General features: G+C 70.0%; 12 protein-coding genes. All 12 read left to right on the plus strand.

Translation table 11 applies throughout. The features are described 5' to 3' along the window. Positions 1 to 28: 28 nt before the first annotated feature. The 12 genes from Q8O14_03825 to Q8O14_03880 all read left to right on the plus strand — a co-directional run bounded on the left by Q8O14_03825 (position 29) and on the right by Q8O14_03880 (position 15,988). Positions 29 to 562 (plus strand): adenine phosphoribosyltransferase, encoded by a 534-nt coding sequence (locus Q8O14_03825; GenBank protein MDP2359866.1) that lies wholly within the window; start codon positions 29 to 31, stop codon positions 560 to 562. Beyond that, entirely contained in the window at positions 562 to 2,664 is a 2,103-nt protein-coding gene (gene ligA / locus Q8O14_03830) for an NAD-dependent DNA ligase LigA (GenBank protein MDP2359867.1), read from the plus strand. Before Q8O14_03825 ends, ligA begins: the two co-directional genes overlap by 1 nt. A 76-nt stretch (positions 2,665 to 2,740) precedes the next feature. Further along, complete coding sequence (gene efp / locus Q8O14_03835; protein ID MDP2359868.1) at positions 2,741 to 3,304, plus strand: elongation factor P; 564 nt, start codon at positions 2,741 to 2,743, stop codon at positions 3,302 to 3,304. 2 nt (positions 3,305 to 3,306) lie between these two features. Then, positions 3,307 to 3,774: an acetyl-CoA carboxylase biotin carboxyl carrier protein gene (gene accB / locus Q8O14_03840; GenBank protein ID MDP2359869.1), complete on the plus strand. Its 468-nt coding sequence runs from the start codon at positions 3,307 to 3,309 to the stop codon at positions 3,772 to 3,774. Positions 3,775 to 3,781: 7 nt separating this feature from the next. After that, positions 3,782 to 5,125, plus strand: a complete 1,344-nt coding sequence (accC, locus tag Q8O14_03845) for an acetyl-CoA carboxylase biotin carboxylase subunit (GenBank protein MDP2359870.1) — start codon at positions 3,782 to 3,784, stop codon at positions 5,123 to 5,125. 50 nt (positions 5,126 to 5,175) lie between these two features. Further along, positions 5,176 to 5,556, plus strand: coding sequence for a glycine cleavage system protein GcvH (gene gcvH / locus Q8O14_03850; GenBank protein ID MDP2359871.1), 381 nt, complete (start codon positions 5,176 to 5,178; stop codon positions 5,554 to 5,556). A gap of 301 nt (positions 5,557 to 5,857) precedes the next feature. Beyond that, complete coding sequence (gene gcvPA / locus Q8O14_03855) at positions 5,858 to 7,231, plus strand: aminomethyl-transferring glycine dehydrogenase subunit GcvPA (GenBank protein MDP2359872.1); 1,374 nt, start codon at positions 5,858 to 5,860, stop codon at positions 7,229 to 7,231. A 65-nt stretch (positions 7,232 to 7,296) separates the two neighbouring features. Beyond that, positions 7,297 to 8,766, plus strand: coding sequence for an aminomethyl-transferring glycine dehydrogenase subunit GcvPB (gcvPB, locus tag Q8O14_03860; protein ID MDP2359873.1), 1,470 nt, complete (start codon positions 7,297 to 7,299; stop codon positions 8,764 to 8,766). Then, complete coding sequence (locus Q8O14_03865; protein ID MDP2359874.1) at positions 8,750 to 11,659, plus strand: helicase C-terminal domain-containing protein; 2,910 nt, start codon at positions 8,750 to 8,752, stop codon at positions 11,657 to 11,659. The genes gcvPB and Q8O14_03865 overlap by 17 nt, the downstream gene beginning before the upstream one ends. Before the next feature lie 71 nt (positions 11,660 to 11,730). Further along, the gene (gene mce, locus Q8O14_03870) at positions 11,731 to 12,132 is read left to right on the plus strand and encodes a methylmalonyl-CoA epimerase (GenBank protein ID MDP2359875.1); all 402 of its coding nucleotides are present in this window, start codon (positions 11,731 to 11,733) and stop codon (positions 12,130 to 12,132) included. A 350-nt stretch (positions 12,133 to 12,482) separates the two neighbouring features. After that, positions 12,483 to 14,333, plus strand: coding sequence for an excinuclease ABC subunit UvrC (uvrC, locus tag Q8O14_03875; protein ID MDP2359876.1), 1,851 nt, complete (start codon positions 12,483 to 12,485; stop codon positions 14,331 to 14,333). Positions 14,334 to 14,539: 206 nt separating this feature from the next. After that, on the plus strand, positions 14,540 to 15,988 hold the full coding sequence (locus tag Q8O14_03880) for a T9SS type A sorting domain-containing protein (protein ID MDP2359877.1): 1,449 nt from the start codon (positions 14,540 to 14,542) through the stop codon (positions 15,986 to 15,988). The last annotated feature ends 132 nt before the right edge of the window (positions 15,989 to 16,120 follow it).

Here is a 16,120-nt window from a genome sequence, read left to right on the forward strand (position 1 = left end):
AGGTCGTCCGCATCATGCAGGGGGCAAGATGAACCTGTCCGACTACATCCGCACCGTACCGGACTTCCCCAAGCCGGGCATCGTCTTCAAGGACATCACGCCCCTGCTGCAGGAGCCGCAGGCCTTTGACGCCTGCCTGCGCGGGCTGCTGGAGTGCTGCCCGGCGCGGGATTTCGACGCCGTGCTGGGGATCGAGGCGCGGGGCTTCATCTTCGGGGCGGCCCTGGCCTATCTGGCGGGCAAGCCCTTCGTGCCGGCGCGCAAGCCGGGCAAGCTGCCCTGGCGCACGGTGCGCCACGCCTACCAGCTGGAGTACGGCGAGGACGCCCTGGAGCTGCACGCCGACGCCTTCCAACCCGGGACCCGCGTGCTCCTGGTGGACGACCTGCTGGCCACGGGCGGCACCCTCCTGGCCGCCGCCGCGCTGGCCCGGGAACTGGGTGGTCTGCCGGTGGCGGCCGCCTGTGTCGTGGAGCTGGCCTTCCTGCCCGGCCGCCGGCGCCTGGAGGAGGACGGGGTGCCCGTGCACAGCCTCATCCGGGTGGAGGAGGAGGGCGGCTGATGGAGGAGCTGACGCGGCCCCCGGACACCAGGGCCGGGCTGGAGGCGCTGACCCGCGCCTTGTTGCGCCATGCCCGCCTGTACTTCGAGCAGGCTGAACCGGAGATTCCCGACGCCGAGTACGACCGCCTGCTGGACCTGCTGGCCAGGGCCGAGGCCGAGCACCCGGACTGGGCCCTGCCCGACTCCCCCACCCGCCGGGTGGGCTCCGGCCCCGGATCCGTCCGCGGCGAGGTGCGGCATGAACCGCGCCTTTACAGTCTGGCCAACGCTTACAGCGAAGAGGAGGTGGCCGAGTTCGCGGAGCGGGTGCGCGCCGCCCTGGGAGCGGATCCAGCGCCGCCCGGGGCGGGCGGCCTCTTCGACCGGGGGCCGGAGGAAAGGGCACCCTCCTGGTTCTGTGAACTCAAGCTGGACGGCGCCAGTGTCTCCCTGCTCTACGAGGAGGGCCGCCTCGTGCTGGCCGCCACGCGGGGCGACGGCGAGCGCGGGGAGGAGATGACGGCCCAGGCCCGCCGCCTGGCCAACCTGCCCGGACGTCTGGCGCTGCCCCGGCCACCCCGCCGGGCGATCGTGCGCGGCGAGGTCGTGCTGGAGCATGCCGCCTTCCGGGCCTTGAACGAGCGGCGGGCGGCGGCGGGGGAGCGCCTCTTCGCCAACCCGCGCAACGCCGCCGCCGGCTCCCTCAAGCTGTTGGACCGGGAGGAGCTGGGCGCCCGCGGCCTCAAGATCTTCCTCTACGAGGTGGCCCTGCTCGATGGGAGTCCCTTGCCGGAGTCGCAGGCCGGCCTGCTGGACTGGCTGGAGGAGGCGGGGCTGCCCGTCTTCCCCCACGCCCGCCGCTGTGCGGACCTGTCCGCCGTGCTGGAGTACTGCCGGGAATGGGAGGCGCGCCGTCCCGAATTGCCCCTGGACACGGACGGGGTGGTGATCAAGCTGGACGACCTGGCGGCCCGCGCCCGCCTCGGCTGGACGGCCAAGGTCCCCCGCTGGGCCTTGGCCCGCAAGTTCGCCGCCACGGCCGTGCGCACGCGCCTGCGGGCCATCACCTGGCAGGTGGGACGCACGGGCGTCCTCACCCCCGTCGCCGAGCTGGAGCCCGTGCAGGTGCAGGGCTCCACCATTGCCCGTGCCACCCTGCACAACGAGGATGAGATCCGGCGGCGCGGCATCCGCCCCGGCCAGCTGGTCTGGGTGGAGAAGGGGGGGGACGTCATCCCCAAGGTGACGGGCCCGGCCGAGGAGGCGACGGGTCTGCCCGAGGTGGCCTGGCCCGCCGGCTGTCCCGAGTGCGGCCATGAGCTTGTGCGCGAGGAGGGCGAGGCGGCCCGGCGCTGCCCCAATCCCGCCTGTCCGGCCGTGCGCCAGGCGGCCATCGAGCACTTCGCCGGACGGGGCGCCCTGGACATGGACGGCCTGGGCGAACGCCTCATCGCCGAGCTGATCCGCACCGGCGCCCTGCGCACGGCGGCCGACCTCTTCCACCTGCGCCGGGAGCAGCTGCTCGCATGTGAACGAATGGCTGAGAAAAGTGCGGCGAAAGTCTTGAAAGCCATTGACGAAGCCCGGCGTAGACCCCCCAGCCGCCTGCTCTTCGCCCTGGGGGTGCGCGGCGTGGGCGAGCGCGCCGCCCGGGTCCTGCTGCGCCATGCCGGCAGCCTGGCCAAGCTCGCCCGTCTCCCGGCCTCCGAGCTGGAGAGCCTTGACGGCGTCGGCCCGCGCACGGCGGCCAGCCTGCGGGCCTGGTTCGACCTGGCCGACAATCAGGAGCTGCTGCAGCGCCTGGCGGAGGGGGGGGTGGATCTGGAACGGCGCGAAGAGGAGAGTGCCGGACAGGGCCGGGACAATCCCTTCGTCGGCAAGACGGTGGTCCTGACCGGCAGTCTCGCTGGCCTGGACCGCGTGGCGGCCCGGGAGCGTCTGGAGGCCCTGGGGGCCCGGGTCAGCTCCTCCGTCTCGCCGCGCACCGCCCTGGTGGTGGCGGGCGCCGAGGCCGGGAGCAAGCTGAAAAAGGCGATGGAGCTGGGAATACCTGTCATGCATGAAGAGGAATTCATGAGCGTCCTGCGCACGCTGGGGGAGACAAGGGCGGAAAAGCCCTGAGCAGGTCTTTTTCTCACGGGGCTGAATCACAACATTCGTCGGGCTGACAGCAAGATGACAAGGGAGCAGGAATTCGATGGCCTCCACTGCCGACTTTCGCAACGGACTGACCTTTTTGCATGACGGCGAGATCTTCCGCATTGTGGAGTTCCAGCACGTCAAGCCGGGCAAGGGCGGCGCCTTCGTGCGCACCAAGATCAAGAACGTGCGCACCGGCCGTGTGCTGGAGCCCACCTTCCGCTCCGGGGAGAAGATCGAGATCGTCCGCCTGGAGAGCCGCAAGCTCCAGTACCTCTACCAGGACGCCAACGGCTACGTCTTCATGGACAACGAGAGCTTCGACCAGCTCCACCTGCCCGGCCACTTGGTCGAGGAGGTGATCGACCTGATGAAGGAGAACACGGAGGTGGACGTCCTTTTCCATGGCGAGGAGGCGCTGGGCATCGAGTTGCCGCAGTCCGTCGACCTGCGCATCGTGGAGACGGAGCCCAACGACAAGGGCGACACGGCCTCCGGCTCCAAGAAGCCGGCCCGGCTGGAGACGGGCGCCACCGTCAACGTGCCCTTCTTCGTGGGCGAGGGCGAAGTGATCCGGGTGGACACCAGAAAGCGCGAATACGTGGAACGGGTGAAGGGGTAAGCATGGATTTCAACGAGATCCGCAAGCTCGTGCTGCTCGTGGAGAAGGCCGCCATCTCCTCCCTGGAAGTGGAGGAGGGTGAGTTCAGCATCCGCATCGAGAAGCATCCGCATCAGGCTCCGGCGTCGCCCATGGCGCAGACCATGTACGCCCCGCCGCCGTCCCCAGCCCACCAGCCGGCTCCCGCCGCGCCGGCGGCGGCCGCAGGCGGGGAAAGCCCCGTCCCCTCCCACCTGCTGGAGGTGAAGGCGCCCATGGTGGGCACCTACTACCGGTCGCCGGGACCGGACAAGGAACCCTTCGTCAAGCTGGGGGACCGCATCAGCCCGGGGCAGACCCTCTGCATCCTGGAGGCGATGAAGATCATGAACGAGATCGAGGCCGAAGTGGGGGGGAGGATCGTCGAGATCCTGGTGGAGAACGCCCAGCCCGTCCAGTTCGACCAGGTCCTGTTCCGCATCGAGCCCTGAGGCCGCCGTGTTCAAACGCATGCTCATCGCCAACCGGGGCGAGATCGCGCTGCGCATCATCCGCGCCTGCCGGGAGCTGGACATCGAGAGCGTGGCGGTCTATTCCACCGCCGACGCCGAGAGTCTGCATGTCCGCTTCGCCGATGACGCCGTCTGCATCGGGCCGCCGCCCTCGAGCGAGAGCTATCTCAACACGCGGGCCATCCTCACCGCCGCCCAGATCACCCAGTGCGACGCCCTCCATCCCGGCTACGGTTTCCTGGCGGAGAACGCCGCCTTCGCCGACATGTGCCGGGACCACGACCTGGCCTTTGTCGGGCCGCGGGGGGACGTCATCCGCCGCATGGGGGACAAGGCCGAGGCCAAGCGCACCATGCGCGAGGCGGGGGTGCCCTGCATCCCGGGCAGTCCGGGCCTGATCGAGGGCCTGGACGAGGCCCGCGCCTTCGCCGAGGAGGTGGGCTACCCCGTCATTTTGAAGGCGACGGCGGGAGGCGGTGGTCGCGGCATGCGCGTGGCCCGCTCCGCCGATGAGCTGGAGAACGCGTTCAGCACCGCCCGCGCCGAAGCCGAGGCTGGTTTCGGCAACGCCGGCCTCTACCTGGAGAAGTTCCTCGAGCATCCCCGCCACGTGGAGCTGCAGATCCTGGGCGACAAGCTGGGCAACGTCATCCATCTGATGGAGCGCGACTGCTCCATCCAGCGGCGCCACCAGAAGCTGGTCGAGGAATGCCCCAGCCCGGCGGTCGGCCCGGAGCTGCGCGAGCAGATGGGCGCCGCCGCGGTCAATGCGGCCCGGGCGGTGGGCTACGACAGCGCCGGCACGATGGAGTTCCTCCTGGAGGACGGCCGCTTCTACTTCATGGAGATGAACACGCGCATCCAGGTGGAGCATCCCGTCACCGAGATGGTGACGGGCGTGGACCTCATCCGCCAGATGATCCTGGCGGCCGCAGGCCTGCCCATCGAGTTCCGCCAGGAGGACATCCGCATCGTCGGACACGCCATCGAGTGCCGCATCAACGCCGAGGATCCGGCCAAAGGCTTCCGCCCGCACGCCGGCCTGGTGAAGGCCCTCCATGTGCCGGGCGGGATCGGCGTCCGGGTGGACAGCCACATCTACCAGGGTTACCAGATCCCCTCCAACTACGACAGCCTGCTGGGCAAGCTGATCGTCCACGCCCCCACCCGGACCAAGGCCCTGGACCGGATGAAGCGGGCCCTGGGCGAGTACATCATCGAGGGGGTGCGCACCACCATCCCCTTCCACCTGCAGTTGATGGCCGATCCGGCCTTCCGCAGCGGCGACTTCGACATCAAGTTTCTCGAAAGCTGGACATACCAAGGCTAAGTTCCGGCCGGGGATGCTCCGGCGGGAACCCACATACACGGAGAGACACCATGAACATTCCGGGCAACCTGCTCTACACGGAAGAGCACGAATGGGTGCTGGTCGAAGAGGGCACCGTGCTCATCGGCATCACGGACCACGCCCAGGGCGAGCTGGGGGACATCGTCGACGTGCAGCTCTTCGAGGTGGGCGCGGAATTCCAGAAGGGCCAGAGCATCGGCACCATCGACGCCGTCAAGGCCACGGCCGACCTCTATGCCCCCGTCTCCGGCATTATCCAGGAAATCAACGAGGACCTGCCCGACGCCCCGGACACCCTCAACCAGGATCCCTACGGCCGGGGCTGGATCTACCGCATCCGCCTGACCGATCTCGCCGAGCTGGACGAGCTGCTCAGCCCGGACGACTACGAGGAGCACATCGACATTTAGCAGCCTGCCGACGTGGCCGCTTGGCGGTCTTCATCGCCCCTGTCGGCCCGAGTTTTCCGCAAGTTTCTTGAACAGACCACCAGCATGCACTGCGAAACTTTCGAAAAATCGGCCTCGACATGGACGCGAATCCCATCCAAGGCCCAAATCCAACAGGCTGCTGGTCCGTCCACCGTCGCTCATGCGACGGCCGTCCGCTGCAGACCCTGACCCGATCACGGCGGATCGCTCCCCTGGGGCCGGTCCGCCTTGCCATTCCACCTCATCCGCCCGGGCTTGCGCCCGGGAATCCGGAGGATGCATGCCCTACATCAGCAATACGGACGCCGATCGCCGGTCCATGCTGTCGGCCATCGGCGTGGAGCGCTTCGAGGATCTCCTCGAGAGCGTCCCCGCAGACCTGCGCCTGCGCCAACCGCTGGATCTGCCCGCCCCGCTGTCGGAGGCGGCGCTTGTCCGCGCCGTGGGCGACCTGGCCGCCGCCAACCGGCCGGTGCCGCCCCAGGACTGCTACCTGGGCGGGGGCGCCTACGTGACCCACCTGCCCGAGGCGGTCCGCAGCCTGGCCCTGCGCAGCGAGTTCATCACCGCCTACACGCCCTACCAGGCCGAGGTCAGCCAGGGCACGCTGCAGACCATCTTTGAATTCCAAACGATGATCAGCGAACTGGCCGGTCTGGACCTGGCCAACGCCTCCCTCTACGATGGCGCCACGGCGCTGGTGGAAGCCGTGCGCATGGCCCTGGCCGTCGCCCGGGAGAAGGACAAGGGCCGGCGCCGCGTGCTGGTGACGCCCCATCTGCTGCCCCGCTGGCGGGAGGTGCTGGCCACCTACTTCCATCCGCTGCGCGGGCAGGTGACCCTTGACTTCCTCCCGGTGGAGGGCACGCGGCTGGCGCCCGACCGGCTGCGCGGCTGCCTGGGGGACGACGTGGCGGCGCTGGTGGTGCAGAGCCCCAACGCCCTGGGCTTGGTGGAGGACGTGGCGCCCCTGGCCGCCGCGGCCCATGAAGCGGGTGCGCTGCTCATCCAGGCCTTTGATCCCATCGCCGTGGCCCTCTTCCAGTGTCCGGGCGAGGCGGGCGCCGACATCGCGGTGGCGGAGGGGCAGTCCATCGCCCAGCCCCTGCAGTTCGGCGGCCCCTACCTGGGCCTCTTCGCCGCCCGGGGCGACCTGGTCAAGCAGATGCCCGGCCGCCTCATCGGCGAGACGGTGGACACGGAGGGCACGCGCGGCTTCGTGCTGGCCTTCCAGACCCGCGAGCAGCACATCCGGCGGGAGAAAGCCACCAGCAACATCTGCACGAACCAGGCCCTGGTGGCCACCTTCGCCACCATCAACCTGGCGCTGCTGGGGCCGGTCGGCCTGCGCGAAAAGGCCCAGGCCCTCTACACGCGGGCCTCCTGGCTGGCTGGGCAGGCGGCCCGCCTGCCCGGCGTCCAGGTGCTGGGGGAGGGCGAGCGCTTCCGCGAGGTGGCCCTCAGCGTGCCCGGGCGGGACGCCGTGCTGGCCCGCCTGGCGGCCGAGGGGCTGCTGGGCGGCCTGCCGTTGCCGCCCGAGCTGGCCAGGGAGGGCCTGCTCGTGGCGGTCAATGAGTGGCAGGAGGAGGCGGATCTGCGCCGCTGGCTGGACGCCATGGCGCGGGCCCTCAAGGGGGAGCTGTCCCATGACTGATCTCATCTTCGAGAAGTCGCGGCCCCGGCGCGCCGCAGGTGCCACAAGCCGCGACGAGGTCTCCCATGACTGATCTCATCTTCGAGAAGTCGCGGCCGGGCGCCGGATCCTTCACCGCCGCCACGGGGGGCGTCTCCTTCGGCGGACTGGCGCCGCGCCGACCGGCCGCCCTGGCCCGGACGCGGCCCCTGGCCCTGCCCGAACTGCCCGAGGGCGAGGTGGTGCGCCACTACCTGCACCTGTCCACGCTCAACCATCATGTGGACAAGGACTTCTACCCCCTGGGCTCCTGCACGATGAAGTACAACCCCAAGGTCAACGACGCCCTGGCCCTGCTGCCCGGCTTCACCGGCCTGCATCCCGAGCAATCCTCGGCGGAGGCCGGGGGCGCTCTGCGCCTGCTCTGGGAGCTGGGCGAGGCGCTGAAGGAGATCAGCGGAATGGACGCCGTCACCCTGCAGCCGGTGGCGGGCGCCCATGGCGAGCTGACCGCCCTCTTCATGATCCGGGCCTGGCATGAGAAACAGGGGCGGGCCCGCCGCAAGGTGGTCATCCCCGACGCCGCCCACGGCACCAACCCCGCCTCCATCACCATGGCCGGCTACGAGGTGGTGCAGGTGAAAAGCGCGGCGGACGGCTGCATGGACCTCGCGGCGCTCAAGGCCGCCCTGGACGAGGACGTGGCCGCCTTCATGATCACCAACCCCAACACGGTGGGCATCTTCGAGCGCCACATCGTCGAGATCAATGCCATGGTTCATGAGGTGGGGGCGCTCTCCTACATGGACGGCGCCAACCTCAACGCCCTGCTCGGCATCGTCAAGGCCGGCGAGCTGGGCTTCGACGTGATGCACATCAACCTGCACAAGACCTTCAGCGTCCCCCATGGCGGCGGCGGCCCCGGGGCCGGTCCGCTCGTGGTCAAGGGCCGGCTTGCCCCCTTCCTGCCCAGCCCGCTGCCCGTGCTGGAGGAAGGTCGCGTGCGCTGGCGCAAGACGGGCCCCGACAGCATCGGCAAGGTGCACGCCTACTTCGGCAATTTCGGGGCGCTGGTGCGGGCCCACGCCTACATCCGGCGCTTGGGGGCGCCTGGACTGAAGCGGGTGGCGGAGAACGCCATCATCAACGCCAACTACGTGCGGGCCGGCCTGCAGGACCTCTACCGCCTGGGCTTCCCTGGCATCCCCCTGCACGAGGTGGTGTTCAGCGCCGTCAACCAGAAGAAGCTGGGCTACAAGGCCAGCCACATCGCCAAGCGCCTGCTCGACTTCGGCATGCACGCCCCCACCACCTACTTCCCGCTCATCGTGCCGGAGGCCTTGATGGTGGAGCCCACCGAGACGGAGAGCCGCGCCACCCTGGACCGCTTCATCGCCGCCATGCGCCAGATCCACGCCGAGTGCGAGGCGAAGGATCCGCTGCTGGACAGCGCGCCCAACCTGACGCCGGTGCGCAAGCTGGACGACGTGCGGGCGGTCAAACAGCCGCGCCTGCGCTGGCGCCCGGAGCCCGCGGGCCATGCTGACTCCGCCTGAGGCCCTGCTCCGCGCCCTGGACCTGGAGCGCTTTGTCGCCCTGGACCTGGAGACGACGGGGCTGGAGGAGAGCTGCGACATCATCGAGCTGGGCCTGGCCTGCTATGAAGCGGGTCAGGTCCGTTCACGCATCTCCACCCTGGTCCGGCCCACGCAACCAGTCCCGCCGCGCATCCTGCAATTGACGGGCATCGATCCCCGCAAGCTCAAGAAGGCCCCCTCCCCCGCGGAGGCCCTGCCCGCCGCCTTGGAAGCCATCGGGAGCTCGCCCGTGGTCGCCCACAATCTGGCCTTCGACCAGGGTGTGCTCACCCGCGCCGCGGCCCGGGCCGGGATTGCCTGGCAGCCGGCCCGGCCCGGGCTGGACACGGTGCCCCTGGCCCGCGTCCTGCTGCCCACCATCGCCAGCCACCGGCTGGCCGACGTGGCGGCCCATCTCGCCATCCCGCTGGAGAAGGCCCATCGCGCCCTGGATGACGCCGAGGCGGCGGGGGGAATCCTTCTGCGCCTGATCGCCCTGGGCAGCGGGCTGGACTTGGCCCTGCTCCAGCGGCTTTGCCTGCTCGCCCACGGCAGCGGCGATCCCCAGGAGGCCCTCTTCCATGGCCTGCGCGACTGGGTGCGGGCCCAGGGCGAGACGGGCGCCTGGCGCGCCAACCAGCCCCTGGGCCGCGAGCCGCACTATCGCGCGCCGGGCGGACCGGACGCGGCGCCGCCCTTCCGGGCCGAGGAGTGGTTCGGACCGGAGGGTCGCCTGCAGGCCTCGGTGGAAGGCTTCCGGCACCGTCCGCAACAGGAGGAGATGGCCCGCGCGGTGGGGGCGCTGCTGGCGGATCCCGCACCCGAGGAGGGTCCGCTCTGCCTGGTGGCCGAGGCGGCCACGGGCACGGGCAAGTCCTTCGCCTATCTGCTGCCCGCCCTGCTCACCGGCGCCGCCCGCCGGGAGGCGGGGGGCGGGCCGGTGGTCGTCTCCACCCACACGCGGCACCTGCAGGACCAGCTCTTCCACCAGGACATCCCGCGTCTGGGTCGGCTGCTGGAGAGGCCACTGGAGGCCGTATTGCTCAAGGGGCGGGGCAACTACCTGTGCGGCCACCGGCTGGAGCGCCTGCTGGACGAGGCCCAGGAGCGCGTGGGACCCGCCGACCGCCTCGCCCTCATGCCGCTGGTGACCTGGGCGGCGATCACGCGCAGCGGGGACGTGGAGGAGTGCACGGGCTTCCGCGCCGTCCATCTGGGCCGGCTGTGGAGCCAAGTGCGCAGCGAGGGGACGGCCTGCGCCAATCCCGCCTGCCGCGCCGCGGCCTCCCGCGCCGGCGAGCGGGCGGTCTGCTGGGGCGGCCGGGCGCGCCAGGCCGCCCAGGGCGCCCATCTCATCGTGGTGAACCACAGCCTGCTCCTCGCCGACCTGGGGGTGGACCACGGCGTGCTTGGCTCCTTCGAGACCCTCATCGTGGACGAGGCCCACCAGTTCGGCCGGGCGGCCGACCAGCACCTGCGCCGCAGCTTCTCCTTCCAGCACCTGGAAGGCCGCCTGCGCGGCCTCCATGATCCCCAGGGCCAGGGGCGGGGCCTGTTCCGCCAGACCCGCAACCGCTGGAACACGCTCCTGCCGGAGGAGGCCTTGCGTGAAAAGGGCCAGCGCGCCCTCGAGGAGGCGGCCGCCGCCTGCGACGAGGCGCTCGCGGTCGTGGTCGCGGCCCGCGCCGCCCTGGCGGAGGTGCAGCGCGCGCGTCACGGCGAGAGCCTGCAGCGCAACCGCTACACCCACAAGGAGCGCCTGCGCGGCGCCAACAATCCCCTGCGGCTGCTGAGCGCCGACTGCAGGCGGCTTGAACCCGCCCTGGCCGCCCTGCTGCGCAGCCTGGCCACCCTCGCCACCATCCTTGAGGAGGCGCGCGAGGAGCAGATCCAGCCGCAGCTGGGCGAGCTGAAGGGAGTGGGCGAGGCCCTGGCCGGGGACGCCGAGTGCTTCGCCCTGATCCACGGCGAGGAGGATGACGAGGGCGAGGCGGTCCTGTGGGTGGAGATTCATCCCGTCACCCTGGAGAGCACCTTCCATCGCCTGCCCCTCGAGCCCGGCCGCCGCCTGGCCACCGAGCTGTGGGGTCCGCTCAAGCGGATCCTGCTCACCAGCGCCACCCTGACCGTGGCGGGGCGCTTCGACTGGCTGCTGGACCGCCTGGGCCTCTCCGCCCTGCCCGGCGCGCCGCGCTGCGTCGCCTTCGAGAGCCCCTTCCAGCTGCCGCGCCAGGCCCGCTTCCTGGTGCCGACCTGGCTGCCCGAAGCATCCGGCCGCGAGGCGGAGGCCTTCGCCCAGGCGCTGGCCGCCCTGGTGGCCGCGTGCAGCGAGCGGCACGGCCGGGGCACCCTGATCCTCTTCACCAGCTACGCCCTGCTCAGCCGCTGCCACCTGGCCCTGCTGCGCGAGCTGGACCAGAAGCGCTTCCCCCTCCTCGCCCAGGGCCTGGACGGTTCCCGCACCGAGCTCCTGGAGCGCTTCCGCGCCTCGGGCGGCTCCGTCCTGCTGGGGGTGGACTCCTTCTGGGAAGGGGTGGATCTGCCGGGCGAGGCCCTGCAGCTGCTGGTCATGACCAAGCTGCCCTTCGACGTGCCCGGCGAGCCGCTCATCGACGCCCGTTCCGAACGCATCCAGGCCCGCGGCGGCAACGCCTTTCGCGACCTGAGCGTGCCCGAGGCGGTGATCCGCTTTCGCCAGGGCTTCGGCCGCCTCATCCGCCATGAGTCGGACAAGGGCGTTTTCCTCTTGCTGGATGCGCGGGTGGTGCGCAAGGAGTACGGCCAGACCTTCCTGGGCAGCCTGCCCCTCAAGCACCAGATGGTGCTGCGGGAGGAGGACCTGCACCGGGAGTTGCGGGCCTTCTTCGGATAAGGCGGCATGCGGCGCCGGCGCCGCCTTGCGCCGTGGATTGCTGACGGAATCTGGACAGGGAGAGGCCGACAATGAAAATCACGCGGGTGGACCACATCGGGATCGCCGTCCCCAGCCTGGACGAGGCCCAGCCCTTCTGGGAGGCCATGCTGGGCCTGCGCTTCCATGAGCGGGAAGTGGTGGCGGAGCAGAGAGTGACCGTGGCCGTGGGCGAGGCGGGGGAGACCCACATCGAGCTGCTGGAGCCGACCGATCCCGCCAGCCCCATCGCCCGTTTCCTGGAGAAGAACCGGCCGGGCATCCATCACATCGCCCTGCACGTGGACAACCTGGAGGAGGCCCTGGCGCGCCTGAAGGAGCAGGGTGCCCAGCTCATCGACGCCGAGCCCCGCTGTGGCGCGGGCGGCAAGCGCATCGCCTTCGTGGAGCGCTGGAGTGCCTCGGGCGTGCTGTTGGAGTTGTGCGAGGGCTGAGCGCGCGCTTGCCGGGCGGCAGGCGCATGGCCTTCGTGCACCCCAGGAGTGCCTCGGGCGTGCTGCTGGAGTTGTGCGAGGGCTGAGCGTGCGCTTGCCGGGCGGCAAGCGCATCGCGTTCGTGCACCCCGGGAGTGCCTCGGGCGTGCTGCTGGAGCTGCGCGAGGGCTGAGGGGGACGCTTGTTATCCCAGCGAAAGCTGGGATCCTGTGGCTTGTCCCACGCGGGAGTCCACGCCACGGACCTGCCGGCAGCTTGCGCCCCCGCGCCGCGCGGCGCTGGACGAAAGGTCCCACCCCACTGTACCTTTACTGCCCGGTGCCAAGACCTTTCTCCGACGCAGGAGTCCCATGTTCTCTCTCGACCCCGCCCAGTACCCGCCCGGCTGCGGAGTCTATCTCTTCCGCGACGCGGCCGGGACCGTGCTCTACGTGGGCAAGGCGGTCAATCTCCGCCAGCGCCTGCGCAGCTACGCGGCGGGCGGCGACGGGCGCGCCCAGATTCCCACCATGCTTCGGCGGGCCGCCACCCTGGAGGTGATCGTCACCGGCAGCGAGGTGGAGGCCCTCGTGCTGGAGAACAACCTGGTCAAGGAGCACCGTCCCCGCTACAACATCCTCCTGCGCGACGACAAGAGCTTCCCCTTCATCCGCGTCACCCGCGAACTCTACCCCCGCATCCTCCTCACGCGCCGGGTGGTGCGCGACGGCAGCCGCTACTTCGGGCCCTACACCGAGGTGCGCGCCCTGCGCGGCTTTCTCAAGAGCCTGCGCGAGCGGCTGCGCATCCGCCAGTGCGACCTGGCCATCAGCGAGGAGAGCATCGCCCAGCATCGCCACAAGGTCTGTCTCGACTACCACCTGGGCACCTGTCTGGGTCCCTGCGAGGGACGGCAGACGCCGGCCGACTACGAGGCCGCCCTCGACCTGGCCCGCGGCCTGCTGCGGGGCCAGGGTCGCCAGTGGCGCCGCGAGGAGGAGGAGCGCATGCGCCAGGCCGCCGCCCGCCTCGACTACGAGGAGGCCGCCCGCCGGCGGGATGCGATCCAGGCCCTCGAGCAGCTGATGCGCGGCCAGAAAGTGGAGGTGCAGGACGCGGGCGACGCCGATGTGATCGGCCTGGCCCGCGCCGACCACGAGGCGACGGTGGCCCTCCTGCGCCTGCGGGACGGACGGGTGTTGGGGCGCTTCCACAGCACCCTGGCCGGCACCCTGGGTCGCCCGCCGGGGGAGATCCTCGCCGCCTTCCTCTTCCAGTACTACAACCAGTGCGAGGAGCTGCCCCACGAGATCTGGCTGGGATCCGCCCCGGCCGACCAGCCGCTGCTTGAGACTTGGCTGGCCGGGCGTGCCGCGGCCCTGGCCGCCGAGGGAGTGGGGGCGGGGCGGAGGCCGCGCCTGCTTGTGCCGCAGCGCGGGGACCGGGCCGCCCTGCTGCGCATGGCCGTCCAGAACGCCGCCCAGGTGCTTGAAGAGCGGCAGCTGCGGCGCCTGGCCCGCGATCGGGTGCCCGCCTCCCTGGAGGCCCTCCGGCGCGATCTGGGGCTGCCCGCCCTGCCCCGCCGCATCGAGGGCTTCGATATCAGCCATTTCGGCGGAGCAGCCACGGTGGCCAGCCTCGTCGTGTTCGTGGACGGCCGGCCCCGCAAGCAGGACTACCGCCATTTCCACGTGAAGTCGGTGGCAGGCGTGGATGATTTCGCGGCGATGGAGGAGGTGGTCGAGCGGCGCTACCGGCGCCTGACGGAAGCGGGCCACGCCCTGCCGGACCTGGTGTTGATCGACGGGGGCAAGGGCCAGCTGGGCCGGGCCCACGCCGCCCTGCGCAGGCTGGGCCTGGCCGGCCTGCCGGTCTGTGGTCTGGCCAAGCGCTTCGAGGAGGTCTTCCTGCCCGGCGAGTCCCTTCCCCGCAACATTCCGCGCGACTCCGCCGCCAATCGTCTCCTGCAACAGGTGCGGGACGAGGCGCACCGCTTCGCCCTGCGCTTCAACCGGGACCAGATGGCCCGCCTGGCCCTGCCCGATCCCCTCGCCGGCGTGCCCGGGATCGGCCCCGAACTCAGCTCGAGGCTGCTCCTGCGCTTCGGCGGCCTGCGCCGTCTGGCCCGGGCCACGCGCGAGGAGCTGCTGGAGGTCAAGGGCGTCGGCCCCGCCCTGGCCGATCGCCTGCGCCAGCACCTGCGTCCCTCCGCGGAACTCTGACGGACTCCCCCCTCGCACAGGGCGCCCCGCCCGTCCTGTGCAGGATCGGGCGCTTTGCACATGTTTTCCTTCTAACCTTGGCGGATCACGAAGATGGGTAAGGATTTCATCCCGGCCCACTTCTTGCATGAGCGGGCACGTCTTAACCTCAGTCGCCCCGCCCTAAGGGCACTGCAAGCCAACTCACATCGACGAAGGAGGATCCCATGCAGAAAGCAATGATGCTGGCCGCCCTGCTCAGTGCGGGCGTCGCCTGTGCCGGCACGGTCACCTGGCAATGCAACATGAACGTCCAGATCGCCCTGAATGCCTTCACACCGGGCGTGGACCAGGTGGTGGTGCGTGGCTACTTCAACGACTGGAGTGGCACCAACCCCACCCTGACCGACCCCGACAACGACGGCATCTACACCGGCAGCTTCAACCACGGTGCCTTCCCCGTGCCCTTCTACGGGGAGTACAAGTACGTGATCCGCTACGGCGGCACCAACGACTCCTGGGAGTTCGTCAGCAACCGGCCCTACACCTACCTGGGCGACGATCTGCTGCTGCCGGTGGAGTACTACAACAACGTGACGGCCGTGCCCGGTGTCTGCGACGTGGAGATCACTTTCCAGGTGGACATGAACGTGCAGATGGCCACGGGCGCCTTCAACCCGGGCGCCGGCGACATCGTGGTCGTGCGCGGCGGCACCTCGCCCTTGCAGTGGGGCGGCACGGATTGGACCTGCGCCGACCAGGGCGGCGGCATCTACGCCGTGGAGGTCCCCTTCGCCGGACAGGCCGAGAGCAACGCCATCGAGCACAAGTTTGTCATCGTGGCGGGCGGCGACAACTGGGAGAGCAGCCCCAATCGCCTGGCCTACGCCGATTGCGCGTGGCCCGATGCAGACGCCGACGGCTACAAGGACGGCGTCATGCCCGTCGTTTTCTTCGCCAACGTGGGCTGGGACAACATCATCGACCATCCCGTGCTGGTCACCTTCGACGTGGACGCCTCCCGCATCTCCTGCTGGTTCGCCAACGGCATGGGCGACAATGGCGGCCTGACCAGTTACGCCGACATGAATTTCATCTCGGTGCACGGCTTCTTCAATGGATGGCCGGCCTGGGACGGCAGCATCAATCCCGCCTACCATCTGGCCCCCGCCGGTCCCTGCCGCTGGGTGGGCAGCATCCTCTTCCCCACGGGCAGCTCCAAGATTCAGATCTACAAGTACGGAGCCAACGGCTGGGACAACGAGGCCGGTTTCGCCCAGGACCACAGCATGGACTTGAGCGGCGACCAGGGCACGGGCTTCCTGACTATCTATGACGTGTTTGGCAGCAACGGCTCCAACTGGGATTGCTTCGGTGGCTGTTATGAGACGGTGGACGCCCGCGAGCTGCCCAGTGCCTTCGCCCTGGACCAGAACGTGCCGAATCCCTTCAACCCGGTGACTTCCATTGCCTTCACCCTGGATGCCACCGCCCACGCCACCTTGTCCGTCCACGACCTGTCGGGCGCCCGCGTGGCCACCCTGGTGGACGGTCTGCTGAGCGGCGGCCGCCACGAGGTCTCCTTTGACGCCTCCACCCTGGCCAGCGGCGTCTATGTCTATTCGCTGCAGAGCGAAGGGCGCATGGAAAGCCGCAAAATGGTGCTGGTGAAGTGATATGGAACGGCCTTCGTCAAGACCATTTTGATTGAGGTTGTGTCACATGTCGAGTTCCAATCCCCCGGCTGCGCGAGCAGCCGGGGGATTCTGATTGGGCGCGTGAGTCGTCGACGGTGAATCAGACTGATA

This window comes from bacterium, from assembly GCA_030685015.1.
GTDB lineage: Bacteria > CAIWAD01 > CAIWAD01 > CAIWAD01 > CAIWAD01 > CAIWAD01.

Bases quoted from the DNA above. Each gene is read 5' to 3' on its own strand.
- Q8O14_03825 (MDP2359866.1), top strand. From the start codon at position 29: ATGAACCTGTCCGACTACATCCGCACCGTACCGGACTTCCCCAAGCCG.
- ligA (MDP2359867.1), top strand. From the start codon at position 562: ATGGAGGAGCTGACGCGGCCCCCGGACACCAGGGCCGGGCTGGAGGCG.
- efp (MDP2359868.1), top strand. From the start codon at position 2,741: ATGGCCTCCACTGCCGACTTTCGCAACGGACTGACCTTTTTGCATGAC.
- accB (MDP2359869.1), top strand. From the start codon at position 3,307: ATGGATTTCAACGAGATCCGCAAGCTCGTGCTGCTCGTGGAGAAGGCC.
- gcvH (MDP2359871.1), top strand. From the start codon at position 5,176: ATGAACATTCCGGGCAACCTGCTCTACACGGAAGAGCACGAATGGGTG.
- gcvPA (MDP2359872.1), top strand. From the start codon at position 5,858: ATGCCCTACATCAGCAATACGGACGCCGATCGCCGGTCCATGCTGTCG.
- gcvPB (MDP2359873.1), top strand. From the start codon at position 7,297: ATGACTGATCTCATCTTCGAGAAGTCGCGGCCGGGCGCCGGATCCTTC.
- Q8O14_03865 (MDP2359874.1), top strand. From the start codon at position 8,750: ATGCTGACTCCGCCTGAGGCCCTGCTCCGCGCCCTGGACCTGGAGCGC.
- mce (MDP2359875.1), top strand. From the start codon at position 11,731: ATGAAAATCACGCGGGTGGACCACATCGGGATCGCCGTCCCCAGCCTG.
- uvrC (MDP2359876.1), top strand. From the start codon at position 12,483: ATGTTCTCTCTCGACCCCGCCCAGTACCCGCCCGGCTGCGGAGTCTAT.
- Q8O14_03880 (MDP2359877.1), top strand. From the start codon at position 14,540: ATGCAGAAAGCAATGATGCTGGCCGCCCTGCTCAGTGCGGGCGTCGCC.